This is a genomic window from Streptomyces sp. NPDC093544 (assembly GCF_040683495.1).
Lineage (GTDB): Bacteria > Actinomycetota > Actinomycetes > Streptomycetales > Streptomycetaceae > Streptomyces.
This window is the reverse complement of record NZ_JBFBEA010000008.1, coordinates 1-16378: the sequence shown is the minus strand read 5'-3', so window position 1 is coordinate 16378 and position 16378 is coordinate 1. Positions and strand designations below refer to the sequence as shown.

Annotated in this window: 13 protein-coding genes and 5 pseudogenes; 11 read left to right on the top strand and 7 right to left on the bottom strand. The window is 69.0% G+C overall.

Going from position 1 to position 16378, the window contains the following annotated elements; genetic code table 11:
* The 3 genes and pseudogenes from AB0N66_RS13500 to AB0N66_RS13490 all read left to right on the top strand — a co-directional run.
* Window positions 1-185: pseudogene (locus AB0N66_RS13500) on the top strand (hypothetical protein); the annotation flags it as partial.
* Window positions 186-258: 73 nt separating this feature from the next.
* Window positions 259-726 (top strand): MarR family winged helix-turn-helix transcriptional regulator, encoded by a 468-nt coding sequence (locus AB0N66_RS13495; RefSeq protein ID WP_365432817.1) that lies wholly within the window; start codon window positions 259-261, stop codon window positions 724-726.
* Between the two features lie 370 nt (window positions 727-1096).
* Window positions 1097-1576: a lipocalin-like domain-containing protein gene (locus AB0N66_RS13490; protein ID WP_365432814.1), complete on the top strand. Its 480-nt coding sequence runs from the start codon at window positions 1097-1099 to the stop codon at window positions 1574-1576.
* Window positions 1577-1761: 185 nt separating this feature from the next.
* Here AB0N66_RS13490 and AB0N66_RS13485 read toward each other — a convergent pair whose 3' ends face one another.
* Window positions 1762-2316, bottom strand: coding sequence for a YceI family protein (locus AB0N66_RS13485; RefSeq protein ID WP_365432812.1), 555 nt, complete (start codon window positions 2314-2316; stop codon window positions 1762-1764).
* Between the two features lie 154 nt (window positions 2317-2470).
* Here AB0N66_RS13485 and AB0N66_RS13480 point away from each other — a divergent pair, with 154 nt between their 5' ends.
* The 5 genes and pseudogenes from AB0N66_RS13480 to AB0N66_RS13460 all read left to right on the top strand — a co-directional run bounded on the left by AB0N66_RS13480 (window position 2471) and on the right by AB0N66_RS13460 (window position 6068).
* On the top strand, window positions 2471-2803 hold the full coding sequence (locus tag AB0N66_RS13480; RefSeq protein ID WP_365433598.1) for a helix-turn-helix domain-containing protein: 333 nt from the start codon (window positions 2471-2473) through the stop codon (window positions 2801-2803).
* Window positions 2804-3004: 201 nt separating this feature from the next.
* Entirely contained in the window at window positions 3005-3424 is a 420-nt protein-coding gene (locus AB0N66_RS13475; RefSeq protein WP_365432809.1) for an SgcJ/EcaC family oxidoreductase, read from the top strand.
* A gap of 166 nt (window positions 3425-3590) precedes the next feature.
* Window positions 3591-3830: pseudogene (locus tag AB0N66_RS13470) on the top strand (IS5/IS1182 family transposase); the annotation flags it as partial.
* A 306-nt stretch (window positions 3831-4136) separates the two neighbouring features.
* Window positions 4137-4613 (top strand): molybdopterin-dependent oxidoreductase, encoded by a 477-nt coding sequence (locus AB0N66_RS13465; RefSeq protein WP_365432806.1) that lies wholly within the window; start codon window positions 4137-4139, stop codon window positions 4611-4613.
* A 171-nt stretch (window positions 4614-4784) separates the two neighbouring features.
* A complete protein-coding gene (locus AB0N66_RS13460) occupies window positions 4785-6068 on the top strand; it encodes a methyltransferase domain-containing protein (RefSeq protein WP_365432803.1) in 1284 nt (427 codons plus the stop codon).
* 146 nt (window positions 6069-6214) lie between these two features.
* Here AB0N66_RS13460 and AB0N66_RS13455 read toward each other — a convergent pair whose 3' ends face one another.
* From AB0N66_RS13455 to AB0N66_RS13445, 3 genes are all read right to left on the bottom strand, one after another.
* A complete protein-coding gene (locus AB0N66_RS13455; RefSeq protein WP_365432800.1) occupies window positions 6215-10300 on the bottom strand; it encodes a bifunctional nitrate reductase/sulfite reductase flavoprotein subunit alpha in 4086 nt (1361 codons plus the stop codon).
* A gap of 271 nt (window positions 10301-10571) precedes the next feature.
* Complete coding sequence (locus AB0N66_RS13450) at window positions 10572-11864, bottom strand: MFS transporter (protein ID WP_365432797.1); 1293 nt, start codon at window positions 11862-11864, stop codon at window positions 10572-10574.
* Window positions 11861-12349 (bottom strand): MarR family transcriptional regulator, encoded by a 489-nt coding sequence (locus AB0N66_RS13445; RefSeq protein WP_365432794.1) that lies wholly within the window; start codon window positions 12347-12349, stop codon window positions 11861-11863. Before AB0N66_RS13445 ends, AB0N66_RS13450 begins: the two co-directional genes overlap by 4 nt.
* 156 nt (window positions 12350-12505) lie before the next feature.
* On the opposite strand from AB0N66_RS13445, the gene AB0N66_RS13440 reads away from it, so the two are divergent.
* Entirely contained in the window at window positions 12506-13192 is a 687-nt protein-coding gene (locus AB0N66_RS13440; protein WP_365432791.1) for a M24 family metallopeptidase, read from the top strand.
* Here the strand turns inward: AB0N66_RS13440 and AB0N66_RS13435 are convergent.
* Both AB0N66_RS13435 and AB0N66_RS13430 read right to left on the bottom strand, forming a co-directional pair.
* Window positions 13168-13521 (bottom strand): molybdopterin cofactor-binding domain-containing protein, encoded by a 354-nt coding sequence (locus AB0N66_RS13435; RefSeq protein ID WP_365432788.1) that lies wholly within the window; start codon window positions 13519-13521, stop codon window positions 13168-13170. The two genes, AB0N66_RS13440 and AB0N66_RS13435, sit on opposite strands and share 25 nt — an antisense overlap.
* Before the next feature lie 67 nt (window positions 13522-13588).
* Window positions 13589-14898 (bottom strand): annotated as a pseudogene (locus tag AB0N66_RS13430) (molybdopterin cofactor-binding domain-containing protein); the annotation flags it as partial.
* A gap of 26 nt (window positions 14899-14924) precedes the next feature.
* On the opposite strand from AB0N66_RS13430, the pseudogene AB0N66_RS13425 reads away from it, so the two are divergent.
* Window positions 14925-15327 (top strand): annotated as a pseudogene (locus tag AB0N66_RS13425) (helix-turn-helix domain-containing protein); the annotation flags it as partial.
* Here AB0N66_RS13425 and AB0N66_RS13420 read toward each other — a convergent pair.
* The gene (locus AB0N66_RS13420) at window positions 15281-15679 is read right to left on the bottom strand and encodes a TOBE domain-containing protein (RefSeq protein ID WP_365432785.1); all 399 of its coding nucleotides are present in this window, start codon (window positions 15677-15679) and stop codon (window positions 15281-15283) included. The pseudogene AB0N66_RS13425 and the gene AB0N66_RS13420 overlap by 47 nt on opposite strands.
* 301 nt (window positions 15680-15980) lie before the next feature.
* Here AB0N66_RS13420 and AB0N66_RS13415 point away from each other — a divergent pair.
* A pseudogene (locus tag AB0N66_RS13415) lies at window positions 15981-16378 on the top strand (DNA-directed RNA polymerase subunit alpha); the annotation flags it as partial.

The window sequence follows — 16378 nt, the reverse complement described above, 5'->3', positions numbered from 1 at the left end:
TGGGACGCGCTGCCGGTCCGGCGCCGGAGCGCCGAACGTATGGCGACATCTCTCGCCCCGGACGCCTGGGCTATCGATAACGACGAGCCAAGACGCACGTTCCCGAGGATGTTGGGCATCGGGAGTGGCTGCTCGGCCTGGACATCCTCGACGAACTCGCTGCCTGGGACCTGCCCCCGCCGGTGAATGCCCAGATCAGACACCTGATCAGCTTGTGGAGAGTGGCATCGGATGAGAGGCACTCGGTACCATAGTTGAATGGGGAACGCTGAGCATCCGCTGAACGGCGATGTCAATTGGCTGCTGAATCGGGCGTGGCTCGGCTTCGGCGCGCGTAAGACGGCTGCTCTGGAGTCGGTCGGCGTCAACATCAAAGAGCACTTCGTCATGGTCGCGCTGATGACAGCGCCGATGGCGCAGCTCGAGTTGTCCGCACTTGTCAAGATCGACAAGTCTGTCATCACGGCAACCGTCGACTCTCTTGAGGCCAAGGGACTGGTAGTCCGAGTGCCCGACCCGCGGGACCGAAGGGTTCGCAGGCCGACGCTTACCCCCCGCGGCCGTCAGGTCTGCCTGCGTGCGAGTGCGGCGACGGAGAAGGTGGAGCGGGAGCTGCTCGGCCTTCTCGATCCGGCCCAACGCGATGTCTTCCTTGAGGTGCTCCGCTTTTACGCATTCGATGAGTTCGTCGACGTTCCCGAGTTCGCCCGTCGCCTGCGGAAGTAACCGGGGTCAGGCACCGCCAAACTACTCTTGACCCAGAACATCTTGTTTCATACCATCTTGATGGGGTCGACCTCGATGCAGGCGAGGCTCCCGAACCGACGTCTCGATCGATAAGCCTCCCTGCGGGACCCTCGGCAGGATGCTGCGGCCCGAAGTCCTGGCATGGCCGCTGGTCGAGGGACCTTCGGGTGCCTGTATCTCCCGGTACGGCTTTCATCATGCGGACCGCTCCCTGTCGGCCTGGTCGGCGCGATCGGGTTGCCGCACCGCTGCTGTGCGGGGCTGAGATTTGGGCCGGCCTGGCGCGAGATGAACATCGACGAGGTCGGGTGCCTTGACGAGATCCACCGGAAAGGAAAGTGGCGTATCCATGCAGATTGGTGCCGATAGCCGGTCACTCCAGGAGCGCCTGGTGGGTTACTGGCGGTTGACGTCGTACGAGGTGCGTGACGGGCTCGGCGTGCTCGTCGGCCATCCGCTGGGGGACGATGCTGCGGGCTGTCTTTGCTACACAGCAGATGGCCTCATGTCGGTACAGATCATGCGGCTCGACCGACCGCGCTATCAGGCTGGCGGACTCGGCGACGGCACTGATGCCGAGTCTGCCGCCGCCGCCCGTGGCTATGTGGCGTACGCCGGTTCTTACCACGTCGACGGCGATTCCATGGTCGTGCACGAACCGGAAGTGAGCCTGTTCCCGAACTGGGTCCACGCGTCCATGGCTCGCAAGGTCGTACTTGTCGAGCCGCGTCTCGAACTGATCACGCCAGAACCCCTGCCGTTCGGAGGGCGGCAACTTACCGCCGTCCTGAGATGGCAGCGGGTCGAGCAGTCGGGTTCGACCAGATGACCGTCCGACCTCAAGTGGGCGGCTTGCCGGCTCGACCGTCAGCGCCCGGCCGGAGATCGCCACCGGCATGCGAGTGAGGGCCGATCCGGGAACCGCCACGCCTCTCGCCCGCACTGCCTTCTGTGCCCTGCCCACCGGCAGGGCACAGAAGGCGCGAAGACCGGCGTCCGGATGTCGCTCCCAACTCAGGCCCGGGTGAAGCGGGTTTTGAGAGTGACCGTAGTCAGGCCTCGCACGGTGCCGCCCGGGTTCTTCCAGGCCATCGCGAAGTTCTTGTAGTCGATGTCCACCTCGCCTGTGAGCGTGACGTCGGTGGTGCTTGCGACGGTGACCTGGGTGGTGAAGGTGAGCGGGTGGGACTTCCCGTGGACCGTCAGTACGCCACTGACCTGGGCGTTGCCGGCGCTGTCGGCGGTGATGCCGTCGGCCGCGAAGGTGAAGGTCGGGTGCTTTTCGACCTCGAAGAAGTCTGCCGAGCGCAGGTGGGTGTCGAGCCTCTTCTTCTTGGTGTCGACCGATGCCGCGTCGATGACCAGCGTCCCGCGGCCATGGCCCGGTGCGTCGACCTCGCCCTCGCCGCTGATCTTGGTGAAGGTGCCCTTGATGGTGACCAGGCCCCAGAGCGACTTGTGGCGGAATCCGACCCAGGACGCGGCCGGGTCCAATACCCAATCGCCGGTGGCGAGGTCGGCTGCGGAGCCGGCCGCGGAGTTCGTCGTGTCGTTGGTCATGGCGGGCATGCCTTTCGATTCTGTCGACGCTGTGATGCTTTTTCGTACACTCCTATTGATACCGTACCTGCTTACTTTTTTATACCTACAGTGGGGACTCAAGTAGAGTGGCTCCATGGCGACGCAGCGGGGGTCACGGCGGGGGGCCGAAGAGTACGGAGCGATGTGCACCGGTGCCGGCAGTGCGGTCCAACGCGTATTCGGGCTTCTCGGTAAGCGCTGGACCGGGATGGTTATTGCCGCGCTCATGGGCGGCCCGATCCACTTCGCAGACCTACGGCATGCTGTCCCCGGCATCACTGGGCGTATGCTCTCCGGCCGTCTCGCCGAGTTGGTGGCCACCGGCGTGGTCGTCCGCAACGTCGACCCCGGGCCGCCGCTGCGCGTCAGCTACTGCCTCACCGCTACGGGGGAGGCGCTGCGCCCCGCCCTGGTGGAGCTGGGCCGCTGGGCCGAAGGGCACTTGCCGGACGGTGAGGGAGGCGCACAGTCTTGACCTCGGTCCGGTGGCGCACGATCTCCGCACTGACTCCGACCGCCAGCCGTGCGGCACGCTGAGCCGCCCCAGGTTTCGCAAGGGCCGGTTTCTGTGGTTCCGGGCGGCACTCGGGGCTGCCTGGGATCAGTGGGAGCTAGTGGGGGAGCAATGCCTGAAGGTGCTTGACCTCAAGTGTCGTTGAGGTCAAAAGATGACCCTATGAACGCAACTGTGATCGATGGGCAGATACAGGAAGCTGAGATCGTGGCGATCAAGAAGGTGATCGCCGTCCTTGAGCACTCCCGGCAGAACGAGCTCGTGGACGAGTTCATCAGGCTCTTCCGGAGCGACGCGATCTGGACGACGGGCCACGGCAAGCGCCTCACCGGGCGCGATGAGATATCGGCCTTAACGCACCAGGTACTTCCCGGTGCCATGAAGGACTCGACGGCCAAGTACGAGGTGGTGCATGTGCTGTTCATCCGCCCCGAAGTCGCCGCTGTCAAGGCGCATGCCCAGTACCTGACACTTGACGGTCAGCCCATCGGGAACCCGGGTACGCCGCTCTATGTCATTGCGAAGGAAGACGGGCAATGGCGCCTGGCCGCCTGCCAGAACACGGAGATACTCAGCGCGTGACCTGACAACGGCCGCGTGGGTTGGGTGAGTTGTGACACTGGCCTGGGCCCGTGCGGCCGGTTCCCATCCTGCCTGTCAGGGGTCTCCCGCACGCACTTGGGCGAGTTGCTCGCCGAACTTACCGCCCAGTGGGAGGCCGCACGATGTCCTGGCCGAGCAGTACGACGTCGACCGCTCGACCGTGTCGACGGCGTTCCGGCAAGTGCGTCCGTTGCTTGCAGCCCGCGGCTTCGCAGTGCCTGACCGGTCTGGAGTGCGGCTGCGGACACTGGAAGACGTCTTCGCCTACGCCGAGGTCGAAGACATCGAGCTTCGGCTCGACGGCGCCGAGCCCCAGGTCAGGCGCCCGCGGGCGGGTCGACCCGGGCGGCGGGCCTTCGTCTCGGGCAATCGCCGGCGCCGGACGAGTACCGCACTCATCCCCGTCCACAACAGCGCCTGCTGATCACGTACCAGTCGAACCGCCAGGCCAGTACGTCCCGACCTCAATTGCCCCCGAGGTCGTCAAGCGCCTGAGCGTGTCGGCGCGGCCCCCATCCAGGCGGCCGCTTCCCTGATTCGGTAGGTGTGCGTGCGTGGAAGGTCCTGCCGCAAATACGATGGGGAAGTCTCCTATTACATCGCATGAGCCGGATGTTTGCTAAGTAGGGATGGGTATGTGCGTTTGTACGGGACTGTTGCCCGGGTACCGTCATTCGGGAGGTGATAGCCGGTGAGTCAGTCCCTCGTGGAATCGGTCGCCGATCCGGTGGCGGAGCTCGCCTTGACCGGCGACCTCGCGCGCCCGGCCCGTCTGACGGTGCCGGACCTGCTCGCCTGGCCCCAGCACCGCGTGCGGGTCAGCTTCGAGTGCGCCACCAGCGGCGTCCAGCACCATCGCTTCGCGGGACCATTGCTGCACGACGTGCTGTCCGATGCGGGTCCCGTCTTCGATCCCGCCCGACGCAAGGACCGCCTGCGCTTCCTGATCGCCGTGTCCGGCATGGACGGCCACCACGCCCTCCTGTCCTGGGCCGAGATCGACCCCGACTTCGGCCAGGCCCCCGTCCTGCTCGCGGCCAGCATCGACGACACCCCACTCGACCGGGCCGGGCCCCAACTGGTCCTGCCCCAGGACCGCTGCGGCGCCCGGCACATCAGCGGCATCAACGCGATACGGGTCGACGGCCGCTACACGTCCTGGACGTAGTTCTCCGAGCCACCCGTCCAAGAGAACGGTCAGAGGCTGTCGATTCCCGGGTCGGGTCGTCGGACCACAGCCCCTTGCCGTCCGGGGCGGTAATGCGTACCGCGGATCCCTTGGGTGGCGTGGTCAGCGTGTGCTTTTGGGTGGCATCTGCGGATCTGGAGGAGGTCGCTGGTGGCTGTTCTGGTGGTGCAGCACGTGCCGGTTGAGGGTCCGTACGCGATCGGCGCGGCGCTGGAGGCGGCCGGGCTGGAGATCCGGGTGTGCCGCGTCTGGGCCGGAGACGCACTGCCGTCCGACCTGTCCGGGGCCGAGGCGCTGGTTGTGTTGGGCGGGCCGATGTCCGCGTACAGCGACGACGGTTTCCCCACCCGGGAGGCGGAGTTGGCGCTGCTGCGCACGGCGCTGGAGGCCCAGGTGCCGGTGCTGGGTGTGTGCTTGGGGGCGCGGTTGCTGGCGGTGGCGGCGGGTGGCGGAGCCCGGCCGGGCACGGGTCTCCAGGTTGGCTGGGAACCCGTGCGGCCGGATGCCGCCGCCGGTACCGATCCGTTGTTCGTCGGGGTGCCCGAGCGACTGCGGGTGCTGCACTGGCACAGCGACACCATGGATCTCCCGGACGGGGCGGCGCTACTGGCCTCCTGCGATCGCTTTCCGGTGCAGGCCTTCCGGGTGGGCGGGACGGCCTGGGGGCTTCAGTTCCATCTGGAGGTCGATGCCGTGGCCGTGGACGCCTTCGTGACGGCTTTCCCGGAGGAGGCGGTCACCGTGCCGGGCCTGCGTGAGTCGGCCCCGGCCGAGCCGGCGGTCCTGGCGCCGTACCGGGACCAGGTGTTGCGGCGGTTCGGCGCGTTGGTGGTGTCCCGCGCTGGGCATACGTCGACGCGCGCGTTCTTCACGCCGAAGGCCGATACGTGGGAGGGGCGCTTCGCGGCCGACGGGCCCGTCTACGCGGCAGCCGTGGCCCGGATGGGGCTCCGCTGCGGGCAGACCGCTCTCGACCTGGGCTGCGGCACCGGGCGGGCACTGCCCGCGCTGCGGGCCGAGGTGGGGGACATGGGCGCGGTCCTGGGGGTGGACGTCACTTCGGCGATGCTCGATGCCGCAGCCCGGCACGGCCGCGCCGACCTCGCCCTGTTGCTGCTGGCCGACGCCTCTCGCCTGCCCCTTCCCTCCGGCACGGTGGACGGCATCTTCACCGCCGGACTGATCAACCACCTCCCTGAACCAGCCCCGGCATTGCGCGAGTGGGCCCGCGTGACGGCCCCCGGCGGCAGCCTCCTGCTCTTCCACCCCTCCGGCCGTGCTGAACGGGCCGCCCGGCACGGCCGTCCCCTCGACCCCGCCGACCCGCTGGACGAGACCAACCTGCGGCCGGCACTTCACACAGCCGGCTGGCATCTGGCCTGCTACGAGGACGCCCAACAGCACTTCCTGGCCCGTGCCGTACGCGTCCGCTGAACCCCTCGGCTCAGTGCAGCGGTGCCGAATTGGGCCCTTACGGCAGGCGCTGCGCACCCGGTCCGCCGGCCTCGAGCCCTTCCCGACCCGGCCGTACGCCGTGCGCGGTACGGCACCCCGCCCCCGCCGACGCACAGCTGAGCCGATCAGTACACGTCACGGACGTACCGCCTGGCGGCGGCGAGCTGCTTGACGTACGAGACTGCCCCGTCCTCGTCGAGGCCGCCATGGACGGAGACGATGTCGCGCAGGGCCCGGTCGACGTCCTTGGCCATGCGGGAGGCGTCGCCGCAGACGTAGAAGTGGGCGCCCTCCTGGAGCCAGGACCACAGCAACGGACCGTGTTCGCGGATCCGGTCCTGGACGTAGACCTTGGCCCGTTGGTCGCGGGAGAAGGCGGTGTCCAGGCGGGCGAGGGTGCCGTCGGAGAGGAAGGCGGTCAGCTCGTCCTCGTAGTAGAAGTCGGTGGCCCGGTGCTGTTCGCCGAAGAAGAGCCAGTTGGGCGCGTGGTGGCCGAGGGCGCGGCGCTCATGGAGGAAGCCGATGAAGGGGGCGATCCCGGTGCCGGGGCCGACCATCACCATCGGGGTGGCGGGGTCGGCCGGCGGCCGGAATTTCGAGGAGGACTGGACGAAGACCGGCACGGGTGTGCCGGGGGAGGCGTCGGCGAGGAAGGGCGAGCAGACGCCCTGGCGCGGTCGTCCGTCCGGGTTCTCGTACCGGACGACGGAGACTGTCAGCGAGACGAGGTGGGGGTCGGTGAGGGGGCTCGACGATATGGAGTACAGGCGGGGCTGGAGCGGCTTCAGTAGGTCGGCCCATTCCTGGGCTGTGGCGCGGACGGGGCGTTCGGCGATGACGTCGACGGCCTGGCGGCCCCAGGACCACTTGGCCAGTTCGTCCTTGTTGTCGGGGCGCAGCAGTTGCTTCAGTAGGCGGTCGTGGGTGCGTTCGGCGACGAAGCGCAGCAGGCCGGGGGTGATGCGGGTGATGTCCAGATGCCGGTGCAGGGCCTCGTGGAGGAGGACCTCAGCGGTGCCGTTCAGGTGCACGGTGGCCGCTGGGTTGATGCCGGTGGTGGCCAGCCATTCGGTGACGAGGTCCGGGGAGTTGAGGGGGCGTACGCCGAGGGCGTCCCCGGCCGCGTAGAGGAGCGGAGTCTCGTTGTCGCGGGTGTCGAAGGTGAAGCGGCGGACCTCTTTGCCCGCGCCGGGCAGGCTGAGCAGCTGACTGCCGGTGAGGCGGGTGGTGACGGGGGTCGGCCTTCTCGACCGGCGAGCGGACGATGTGGTCGGCGCGGGCGCTGAGGCTGTTTCCGGGGCGTCGGTCAGGGTGGTGAGGACCTGGTCCAGCCAAGCCGTGGCGGAGGGCTCGTAGTCGGGTTCGCAGTCCGTCCGTGGGGCGAGACGCACCGCGCCCAGCTCGTCGAGGCGCTGGTCGAGACGGCGGCCGTGGCCGCAGAAGTCGTCGTAGGAGGAGTCGCCGAAGGCGAGGACCGCGTACCGCACACCGTCCAGTCGGGGCGTGTCGGATGCGGTCAGGGCGGCCCAGAAGCCGGAGCCGTTGTCGGGGGCCTCGCCGTCGCCGAAGGTGCTGGTTATCAACAGGATGTCGGCGCCGGTCGGCAGGTTCCCGGGGTGGGCGTCGTCCATGGAGACGAGGGTGGCCCTGTGCCCGGTGGTGGTGACCCGGTCGGCGACCGCCGCCGCGTACTCCTCGGCGTTGCCGGTCTGCGAGGCCCACAGGACGACGACCTCACGGACGGGGGCGGCAGGTGCCGCGGGTACGGCGGGCGTCCCGGGGACGGTCCGGGAGTACATGCCGGCCAGTACGCCGTTCACCCACAGCGCGTGCTCGGGGCTGAAGGGTGCGCCCGGCGGCAGCACCGGCACGCCGGGGACGCCCGATCCGATCCCGGCGAGGAAGCCGACCAGGTACTGGCGCTCGTGCTCGGCCAGTACGGGTGGTGGGGCGGGCTCGAGCCCGAACGAGGGCCCCAATGGTGTGGTCGTACCCGCAGGAGCCGGACCCAGCGCGGCACCCGGACGAGCGCCGGCCGCGACCAATGGACGTACCGCCACGGACACCGGAGCCACCTTCGTCAGCGACACCGCGCACACCTTGAACTCCGGCTGGAAGGAGAGCGGGTCGACGGCGTCACTGGTGACGGCGTTGACGCTCAGGTATTCGCCGAACAGGTCGTTCCAGTGGAAGGGCGCGAAACAGCAGCCGGGCCGTACCCGGTCGGTCACCACGGCGGGCAGCACCGCCCGTCCGCGCCGCGAGGCGACCTCCACCGAGTCGCCGCCGGCGATGCCGAGCGCGGCTGCGTCGCCGGGGTGCAGTTCCACGAAGGGCCCGGGGTTGAGCTTGTTGAGCTTGGCGACCTTGCCCGTTTTGGTGAGGGTGTGCCACTGGTGCTGCAACCGCCCGGTGTTCAGGACGTACGGATAGTCGTCGTCCGGCATCTCGGCGGCAGGGACGTGCGGGCGGGCGTAGAACACCGCACGGCCGCTCGCCGTGGGGAAGACCGGACCGCCGCCGTCCTCGTTCACGTAGCGGATCGGATTGCGGTCGGGGCCGCCTTCGCTCGCCGCAGGCCATTGCACGGGGGTGGACCGCAGCCGTTCGTAGGTGATGCCCCGCAAGTCGTAGCCGGTCTTCGGGTTCCAGGCGCGCTTGATCTCCTCGAAGACCTCCTCCGCGCTGTCGTACGAGAAACCCTTCTCGTAGCCCATCTCGCGGGCGACAGCGGCGATGATCCGCCAGTCCGCCATCGCCTCCCCGGGCGGCTCCACGGCGGGCTGCGCGAGGGTGAGGTTGCGCTCGCTGTTGATGAGCACGCCCTCGGTCTCGGTCCACAGCGCGCCGGGCAGTACGACATCCGCGTACGCGTTCGTCTCCGTCTCGGCGAAGACGTCCTGGGTTACGACGAACTCGGCCCTCTCCAGGGCCTCGATGACCGTCTTGCGGTTGGCCACGGAGGCGACAGGGTTGGTGCAGATGATCCAGCACGCCTTGATGTCCCCGTCGGCCATCTTCTGGAACATCTCGATGGTGCCCTGGCCGACCCCGTCCTTGCGGACCGTGCCGGGGGGCAGTTCCCACAGCTCCTCGGCGAAGGCGCGCTCCTCATCGACCAGCACCGACCGCTGGCCGGGCAGGCCCGGACCCATATAGCCCATCTCCCGGCCGCCCATGGCGTTGGGCTGCCCGGTCAGCGAGAACGGACCGCTGCCGGGGCGGCAGATGGCGCCCGTCGCCAGATGCAGATTGACCAGCGCGTTGGTGTTCCAGGTGCCGTGCGTGGACTGGTTGAGGCCCATGGTCCAACAGCTCATCCACTCCCCGGCCTCGCCGATGAGCCGGGCCGCCTCGCTGATGTCGCCCTCCTGGACACCGGTGATCTCGGCGACAGCGGCGGGCGGATAGTCGGCAAGGAACTCCGGCATCGCCTCCCAGCCCTCGGTGTGCGCGGCGATGAACTCGGGATCGGTGTGCCCGTTCTCGTAGAGCAGGTGCAGCAGGCCGTTGAGCAGTGCCAGGTCCGTCCCTGGCCGGACCGGCAGGAACAGGTCCGCCTTGTCGGCGGTCGCGCTGCGGCGCGGGTCGACGACGATCAGCTTGGCGCCGCCCGACCTGACCCGGTCCATCATGCGGAGGAAGAGAACGGGGTGGCAGTCGGCCATGTTGGAGCCGATGACGAAGAAGACGTCCGCCCGCTCGAAGTCCTCGTATGAGCCGGGCGGGCCGTCCGCACCGAGCGACAGCTTGTAGCCGGTGCCCGCGCCGGCCATGCACAGCCGCGAGTTCGACTCGATCTGGTTGGTACGGACGAAGCCCTTGGCCAGTTTGTTCGCCAGGTACTGAGCCTCCAGGCTCATCTGCCCGGAGACGTAGAAGGCGAAGGCGTCGGGTCCGTGCTCGTCGATCACCGCCCGCAGCCGTCGCGCCGTCTCGGCGATCGCCGCGTTCACCGGGGCGGGCTCGGCCTCCGCGCCACGTCCGGTGCGCACCAGGGCGGTGGTCAGCCGCCCGGGGGCGGCCAGCATGTCGGCCGTGGTCGCGCCCTTCGTGCACAGGCGGCCGAAATTGGCCGGGTGCGCCTTGTCGCCGGACGCCTTGAGGACCGTACGCCGCCCGTCGGAGCCCATCCCGATGTCCAGAACCATCCCGCAGCCCACACCGCAGTACGAGCAGACCGTCCGCACCTGAGTGGTGGTCGTGGTCACGGGCGGCCCCTCCAGATGCTCGGATCCTTCCGCCACCGACACTACAAAAGGCCCATTGCGCGGTTGTCACACCGTCTGATCGACTTGGGTTACGCCCTGCACACAGCCTTGTTCCGGGGCATGTGAGGAGCCGCTCCTTGGCGCTGTTCCCCGTCGGCGAACATCTCTCACGCGCGGTGGAGCGGGCCCGGCGGCTCGCGACACGAGGTCCATCGACGCCGCCGTCACTCAGCAGCGCGAGGACGGGGTCGACGTCCGCGACAAGGACGATCTAACCGGCGGCCGCCGCCGCGTCGGCGACCTCAGGGACAGTCGGCTTCGCGGCAGCAGGCGGCGTGCGGTAGGCGCGAAGGGGGGCGTTGGTCGCCGACACGGTGGCGATCGCCAGGATGGCGGACAGTCCGCCGAAGACCAGGGAGAAGGAGGCGGAGGTGGCCGACGCCAACAGGCCACCACGGAAGTTGCCGAGTTCGGGGCCCGCGACACCGATGACGTGTTCCACCGAGGAGACCCGCCCCCGATAGGCGTCCGGGGTCTCCAATTGGACCAGGGCACTGCGGGTGACGACAGACACGGTGTCGGCAGCGCCCGCCACGGCCAGGCATCCGAGCGCCAGCCACAACGGCCCCGCCAGGCCGAAACAGGTCAGCGCCAGACCCCAGACGCCGGCGGCGGACAGCTGGACCAGGCCGCCACGGCGCCAGCGCGTCACCGTGCCGGAGAGCAGACCGGCCGTGATCCCCCCGACCGCGACGGCCGAGAGGAACAGGCCGAGCGTCTGCGGGTTTCCCTCGAAGCGGATCTCGTTGACCAGCGGGAAGAGCGCGATGGGCATGGCGAGCAGCGTTGCGGACAGGTCGGTGGCCATCGAGCCCCACAGCGTCGGGCGGCGCAGGACGATCCGCCAACCGCCACGCTTCGGCCGGCGTCTGCCGCCTGCCGCGTCGGCGCCTTCGGGCCGCATGGCAGGCAGGCGGATCACCGCGAGCATCGCGACTGCCATGGCCACGGCCTGGGTTGCGTATGCGGCAGGGAAATCCCACCGGGCGATGATCAGCCCGGCCATCGCGGGACCGATCAGCATCGCTGCCTGGAAGGAGACGTTGGTCAGCGCAAGACCGGCCGCCACCTGGTCGCCGGGCAACAGCCGGACCGGGAAGGTGCGCCGGGCAGGAGCTCCGAGAGCGCTGCAGCTCGTCCCCATGGCTACCAGGGCGAGCAGCACCAGCACGTTGCGGTTGTCCGCCAGGGCCTGGGCACACAGCCCCGCGGCGGCCAGCAGTTGGCCCGCGGTGGTGGCCCGCACCACCGCACGGCGGTCAACGGTATCGGCCAACGTGCCGCCGAGCAGCCCGAACAGCACCATCGGCAGGCCGGTGGCGAGCCCGATGGCGCCGGTGCCCACCGGGCTGCCGGTCAGGTCCCAGACCTGGGCCAGCACCGCCACGTTGGCTATCTGTCCGCCGAGTTGAGAGACCGAGGTGCCGATCCACAGGTCGCGAAACGACTGACTGCCATGCAGCGGGCGGGTGTCGAGGAACCGGACGCGGACACGCCTCCTCATCGTGGTGGCTCGACAAGGTGGTGGAGGATCCGCTGTCGCATCGACCGGCGTTCCAGCGCCCGCCGCACCTCCGCGACAACGGTGGTCATCGCATACGGGACCTCGCTGTCCAGCTCGGCGACCGTCTCGTGGGTAGCGCGCCACTCCGCCTCCAGGAACGGCACCAGCGACCGGCCGCGCTCGGTCAGGTCGATCCGCCGGGTGCGGGCGTCGGGCCCCGGCTCGGAGGTGACCAGATCCTCCTTGCGCATGGCGGCGATGGTCTGGCTGATCGCGGAGTGCGAGCGGTCCAGGGACTTCGCAAGCTCGCGAATGGTCAGTGGTCCGGTGTGGGCGAGCCGGATCAGCGGATAGGCGAACCGAGGCCGCACCCCCTCGATGCCACGCTCGACGTAGACCTGCTCGATCTCGGCGTCCATGGCTGCCAGAAGCTCGTGCAAGGAGTGCCAGGGATCGGGTAGCGCTGTGGGATCTGAAGATGTCACAGCACTAATATAACAGCGCTGCGATAATTGCGGCACGTGATCAAACCCTTTGCGCCAACGGCTGTACCGCCGGTCTTAAGGGCTGGTCGGGGGAGCGACTTCAGGTGTGATCAATGCGGTTGCCGAAACCGAGCCGGTGCTCCTACGGTGAGCAACGTGACGGACGAATCCATTCGCGCAGCTCGGCTGCTGGACGCCCAGGCCAAAGCGTCGTTGCTGTTCGCCGAGATCGAGACGCGGCGCCTGGTCACCGCGGGCCAGGGGGAACGCGCGGTCAGTGACCGGGTCCGTGACCTGGCGAATGAGATGTTCGGGACCACGCACTACTGGCACAAGCGGATCGTGCGGTCCGGACCGAACACCCTTCTGCCCTACCGTGAGAACCCGCCGGACCGGGTCATCGGTGCGGACGACATCGTGTTCGCCGACTTCGGGCCGATCTTCGAAGAGTTCGAGGCCGACTTCGGTCGGACCTTCGTGCTCGGCGACGACCCCGTCAAGCACCGCCTTCGCGACGACCTGGCGACCGTTTTCGCAGCAGGACGCCGCGCCTTCGAAGCGGACCCGGACATCACAGGCAAGCAGCTCTACGCCGAGGTCGAGCGGTTGGCGGCCGAAGCGGGCTGGCAGCTGGGCGGCTGGCACGCCGGCCACCTGGTGGGCGAGTTCCCGCCCGAGCACAACAACTGGGAGGACGTCGACTCCCACATCGTGCCCGCCAACGACAAGCCGCTGCGGCGCGCGGACGAGGCGGGGAAACTCCTTCACTGGATCCTGGAGATCCATCTCGTCGACGTCGAGCGGGGCTTCGGGGGCTTCTACGAGGAACTGCTGGACCTCTGACGCTCGTCGAGGGCGAGCCATACCCGGTCGCGCGTGAGCGGCAGTTCTGTGAAGCGGACACCCGTCGCATCGCGCAGGGCGTTGGCGAAGGCCGGGGCGACCGGGTTGAAGGGGCTCTCGCTCATCGACTTGGCGCCGAGCGGCCCGATGGCGTCGGCGGTCTCCATGAAGTGCACTTCCGTGCGCGGGATGTCGGCGTACTGCGGCAGCTGGTAGCGGCGGAACGCGGCCGTCTCGACCTCGCCGCGCTCGTCGACGCGTACGTTCTCGACGAGCGTCGCGCCGAGCGCCTGGGTGACGCCGCCCTCGACCTGGCCGCGGCACTGCATGGGGTTCGACCTTGCCCGCGTCGGCGGCGTGCACACCGCGCAGGATGCGGATCTCGCCCGTGCCGGGATCGACGGCCACCCTGAACCACTGCGCGTTGAAGGCGACCGAGCGCGGGGTCCCGCCGAAGTGACCGTCGGCGGTGAACGACACACCGACCGCCCGGGCGGCCTCGTACAGCTCCTTCAACGTGAGCCGGCCACCCGGGTGGATCACCGCCTCCTCCGTGAGCCGGCAGTCGTCGCGCGGTACCCGCAGGTGGGCGGCGGCGAAGTCGAGGAGCATGTCCGCGAGGGCACGAGAGGCGCGCAGGGTGGCCTTGCCCGCGACCACCACACCGGTGGAGGCGAAGGCGCCGGTGTCGTGCTTGACGACGTCCGTGTCGGACTGGCGGACGGTGATCCGGTCGACGGTCGTGGCGAGTTCGCCGGCCGCGATCTGCCGGTGCACCGTGGTGGTGCCGTTGCCGAACTCCGCCGTACCGACAGCCAGGTCGAAGCTGCCGTCGGGCAACAGCGCGGCGCGGGCATCGGCGATGTGGCCACCCGGCGGTCCCGTCGCGATCATCGCGAGCGCGGTGCCCTCGCCGACGAGCCAGCCGTCCGGGACGGGCTCCGTGGCGGGCTCGGCCTGGGCGAGACGGACGACGCCGATGCACTGGTCCAGGCCGTAGCTGGCTATGTGCAGGTCCTCCTCCCCACCATCGGCGGTGATCATCGGTTCCCCGGGGCCGATGATGTTCTTGGCCTTGAACTCCAGTGGGTCCAGGCCGAGGTGGCGGGCGAGTTCATCCGATGCGGACTCGACGGCGAACATGACCTGGCCGAGTCCGTAGCCGCGGAAGGCGCCGGCCGGGACGGTGTGGGTGTAGACGGAGTAGGCGTCGACCTTCTTGCGCGGGGCGCGGTAGACCGCCATCGACTCGCCGACGCTGTGGAACATCACCGCCGGTCCGTGATTGCCGTACGCGCCCGTGTTGGAGACGACCCGTAGTTGCAGCGCGGTCAGTGTGCCGTCGCTGCGGGCGCCCGCTTTCAACGAATCGTGAACGGGTGCCGGGTGGTCGCCCCGTAGAACTGCTCGGCGCGCGTGTACTCCAGTTTCACCGGGCGGCGCAGCCGCAGCACCGCGAGCGCCACGATGTCCTCGACGAGCATCTCCTGCTTGCCGCCGAAGCCGCCGCCGACCCGGCCCACGACGACCCGCACCTGCTCCAGGGGGAGGTCGTACAGCGCGCACAGGGCGCGCCGGGTCAGGAACGGGGTCTGTGAACTGGTGCGTACGTTCAGCCTGTTGTCCTCGTCGAACCACGCCACCGCGCCGTGCGTCTCCAGGCTGGCGTGCTGGACGTGCTGGGTGCGGTAGGTGCCCTCGTACACGGCGTTGAACGGGGCGCTGGCCGAGGCGTTACGCCCTGGCCTCGGCCCGCACCACCGCGCCTCAATCCTCGTTCCTCGTCCCTCACCGGACTCGAAACCCTCCTGACTGGCATACCGGCCGAGGTTCGCACCGCCTACAGCCGCACCGTCCTGGGCCCTCTGCTCGACAACCGGAACGCCTCCGCCGCCGCGCTGCTCCAGACCCTGGAGACGTTCCTCGCCCACGACGGCTCATGGGCGCGTACGGCGGAGGCCCTGCACCTGCACGTCAACACCGTCCACTACCGCATCCAGCGCATCGAGCACTTCACCGGCCGCGACCTGTCCCGCCTCTACGACCGCCTCGACCTGTGGGCCGCCCTGCGGTGCCGTACGCCTCCGGCTACGACCGATCGACGTGCACGCTCGTCGATTTCACCCGCGCGATGACCTTGACGCCGACCGCGAGGTCCAGCTCCTCGACCGCCTCCCGGGTCACGAGCGACACCACCCGGTGCGGCCCGGCCTGGATCTCCACCTGCGCCACCACATCGTCAACCGTCAGCGCCGTGACGATGCCCGTGAACGCGTTGCGCACCGACGTGGGCGGCCCGCTGTCAACGCTGCGTTCGTCCTCGGCCGCGCGCTCCTGCGCGAACCGCGCCAGCCCCACGCCGTCGATCACCCGGTTCCCCGAGCCGTCCCGTCCCATGGGAAGCCGACCCCCGTCCGCCCACCGGCGCACGGTCTCCGAACTCACCCTCAGCAGGCGCGCGGCCTGCCCAATGCTGTACGACGGCACACCGAAACCTTAGCCGCGACGGGAGGTTGAGCCACGTCGCGGCGATCATGGCCCGGTCGGCGAGCGCACGAACCAGCATGGCGCGTCCGACGCGGATCAGGAGGCAGCCCCTCTTTTTTTCTCGTCGAGCGGTGTGGGATCGTCCTGCTGCGGCCTCTACAGCGCGGCGAGCAGCCCGGCTGTGACCAGGGCCGACGTAGCCGTCGTCGATGATCCGTCCGCGCTCGCCCGCGTAGCCCGTACCCTTCGAGGTGTCAACGGCGTCACATAGCGGGCGCCAAACCACTGGAGGCAACACCTCGTGCTGATTGCTCAGCGTCCGTCCCTGACCGAAGAGGTCGTCGACGAGTTCCGCTCCCGGTTCGTGATCGAGCCGCTGGAGCCTGGCTTTGGATACACCCTCGGCAACTCCCTGCGCCGTACGCTCCTCTCCTCGATCCCGGGTGCGGCGGTCACGTCCATCCGGGTCGACGGTGTCCTGCATGAGTTCACCACCGTGCCGGGCGTCAAGGAGGACGTCACCGACCTGATCCTCAACATCAAGCAGCTCGTCGTGAGCAGTGAGCACGATGAGCCGGTTGTGATGTACCTGCGCAAGCAGGGTCCGGGTCTGGTCACCGCCGCCGACATCGCGCCCCCGGCCGGTGTCGAGGTGCACAACCCCGACCTCGTCCTCGCCACGCTCAACGGCAAGGGCAA

Bases quoted from the DNA above. Each gene is read 5' to 3' on its own strand.
- AB0N66_RS13485 (WP_365432812.1), bottom strand. From the start codon at position 2,316: ATGCCCGCCATGACCAACGACACGACGAACTCCGCGGCCGGCTCCGCA.
- AB0N66_RS13475 (WP_365432809.1), top strand. From the start codon at position 3,005: ATGAACGCAACTGTGATCGATGGGCAGATACAGGAAGCTGAGATCGTG.
- AB0N66_RS13450 (WP_365432797.1), bottom strand. From the start codon at position 11,864: ATGAGGAGGCGTGTCCGCGTCCGGTTCCTCGACACCCGCCCGCTGCAT.
- AB0N66_RS13495 (WP_365432817.1), top strand. From the start codon at position 259: ATGGGGAACGCTGAGCATCCGCTGAACGGCGATGTCAATTGGCTGCTG.
- AB0N66_RS13480 (WP_365433598.1), top strand. From the start codon at position 2,471: ATGTGCACCGGTGCCGGCAGTGCGGTCCAACGCGTATTCGGGCTTCTC.
- AB0N66_RS13490 (WP_365432814.1), top strand. From the start codon at position 1,097: ATGCAGATTGGTGCCGATAGCCGGTCACTCCAGGAGCGCCTGGTGGGT.
- AB0N66_RS13435 (WP_365432788.1), bottom strand. From the start codon at position 13,521: ATGCAGTGCCGCGGCCAGGTCGAGGGCGGCGTCACCCAGGCGCTCGGC.